This is a genomic window from Inquilinus sp. (assembly GCF_057815775.1).
In genome coordinates this window covers 1-2,152 of the sequence record NZ_JBYRFX010000459.1, presented here as the reverse complement: position 1 = coordinate 2,152, position 2,152 = coordinate 1, and the positions used below count along the sequence as shown (strand labels likewise).

3 protein-coding genes are annotated in these 2,152 nt (G+C 71.8%); all 3 read left to right on the top strand.

All coding sequences use genetic code 11. The features are described 5' to 3' along the window. A partial coding sequence (locus AC3XYG_RS16370; protein WP_489140914.1) for a substrate-binding domain-containing protein occupies positions 1–903 on the top strand: 903 nt, incomplete at its 5' end. 27 nt (positions 904–930) lie between these two features. After that, positions 931–1,887, top strand: a complete 957-nt coding sequence (locus tag AC3XYG_RS16365) for an ABC transporter permease (protein ID WP_489140913.1) — start codon at positions 931–933, stop codon at positions 1,885–1,887. Next, positions 1,884–2,152, top strand: a 269-nt coding sequence (locus AC3XYG_RS16360) for an FGGY family carbohydrate kinase (protein WP_489140912.1), incomplete at its 3' end; no start/stop codon positions are given. The genes AC3XYG_RS16365 and AC3XYG_RS16360, both read left to right, overlap by 4 nt.

Below are 2,152 nucleotides of genomic sequence, written 5' to 3'. Positions count from 1 at the left end.
GCGGCGGTGCTGGCGGCGGGCTTCGCAGGCCTCGCAGGCCCGGCGGCGGCCGAGACGGTGTCGGTGCTGACGCCCTATCTCTCCGCGGTCGCGACCGGCGAGATGGTCGAGACCCTCAAGGCCGACGCCGCGGCGCGCGGCTGGACCGTCTCGGTGGTCGACCCCGCGGGCGATTTCGGCGCCCTGGCCAGCCGGGTCGAGGATGTGGTCAACGCCCACACCGGGGCCATCGTGCTGGTCTCGATCAACCCGGCGCAGATCCAGGACCAGGTCGGCAAGGCGGCCGTCGCCGGCATCCCGGTCTTCACCATCGACGGGGCGCCGGCGCCGGGCGTGACGCTGAACGTCACCTCCGACAACCACGCCCTCGGCAAGGTCATGACCGACTATCTGTTCGGCCGGCTGGGCGGCCAGGGCAGCATCGTCCGCTTCTTCTTCTCCGCCCATCCCGGCGTGCACCAGCGCGAGATCGCGCTCGACGAAGCGCTGCAGGCAATGCCCGGCATCCACCAGGTGGCCGACCACTACGTCCAGGTGCCGGGCCAGATCGACGACAGCCGCAACGCGATGGAGGCGATGCTGGCCGCCAACCCGGCGCCCGGCGCGATCAACGCGGTCTGGGCGGCGTGGGACGAACCGGGGATCGGCGCCCTGCTGGCGCTGCAGGCGGCCGGACGCAGCGACATCGTCATCGCCGGCATCGACGGCAACCCCCAGGCGGTCGACCTGATCCGGCAATGCACCCCCTTCATCGCCACGGTGCGGCAGAACTTCGGCGACATGTCCCGGATCACGGTGGACCAGATGGCCAAGGTGTTCGCCGGGGGCAAGCCGGATGCGGCCGAGCTCTACGCCCCCGGCACGCTGGTGACGCGCGAAAGCCTCGGCGTGACCTGCCCATGACCGGCAGTGCTCTGACGGTTGCCCACCGTGCCGGCTGACGCCGTCCTGCCGTCCCGGCTGGTCGAACGCTTCGGCACGCCGGCGGCACTGCTGGTGCTGGCGCTCGGCTTCGCCCTGGCCCGCCCCGACGCCTTCGCCACCGCCGCGAATCTGCTCAACGTCACCCAGCAGATGGCGATCCTGGCGATCATCGCCACGGCGGCGACCTTCGTCATGGTGATCGGCGAATTCGACCTCTCGGTCGGCTTCGTCGCCTCCTTCGCCGGCGTGCTGGTGGTCAAGCTGCTCGCGGCCGGCACCGGCACGGCGCCTTCGGTGCTGCTGACGCTGCTGGCCTGTGCCGGGTTCGGCGCGGTCAACGGCCTGATCGTGCACGGGCTGCGGGCGCCATCCTTCATCGCCACCCTGGCGCTCGGCACCATCGTCTCCGGCCTCGCCTACTGGCTGTCCGGCGGCGCCAGCCTGTTCCAGGGCATTCCGGCGGATTTCACCATCCTGGCCCGCGCCATGGCCGGGCCGGTGCCCGTGCTGACGCTGTGGATGCTGGCCGTGCTGCTGGCCGGCGGCTTCGTCCTGGCCTGCACCGTGTTCGGCCGGCGGCTGATCGCGATCGGCAGCAATCGTGAGGCGGCGCGGCTGGCCGGGGTGCCGATAGGCCGGCCCATCGTCACCGTCTTCGCCCTTGCCGCCGCGTTGTCCGGCCTGGCCGGCGTGCTGCTGGCGGCGCGGCTGGGCAGCGTGCAGCACACCATGGGCGAAGGCTTCCTGCTGCCGGCCTATGCCGCCGTCTTCCTCGGTACGACAGCCTTCCGCGGCGGCCGGCCGAACCTGCTGGGCACCGCGGTCGGCGTCGCCATCATCGCCGTGCTGGCCAACGGGCTGACCATCCTCAATGTCGAACCCTTCTTCCAGAAGATGGTGACCGGCGCGATCATCATCGCCGCGGTGATGTTGCGCCGCTTCGGCATGGCGGCGGCGCGATGAGCATCCTCCTGGTCTTCGATCTCGGCACCACGGCGCTCAAGCTCGTCGCCTTCGATGGCGACGGCCGCCCGGTGCGGCAGGCCGAGGCGCGCTACCCCACCCGGGCGACATCCGGCGGCGGGCAGGAGCAGGAACCCGAGGATTGGTGGACGGCCGTTGTCGCCGCCTGCGCCCAGCTGCCGGCGGTGACGCGCGAATCGGTGCGCGCGGTCGCCCTGGTCGGCACGATGGAAAACCTGGTGCCGCTGGATGCCGCCGGCCGGCC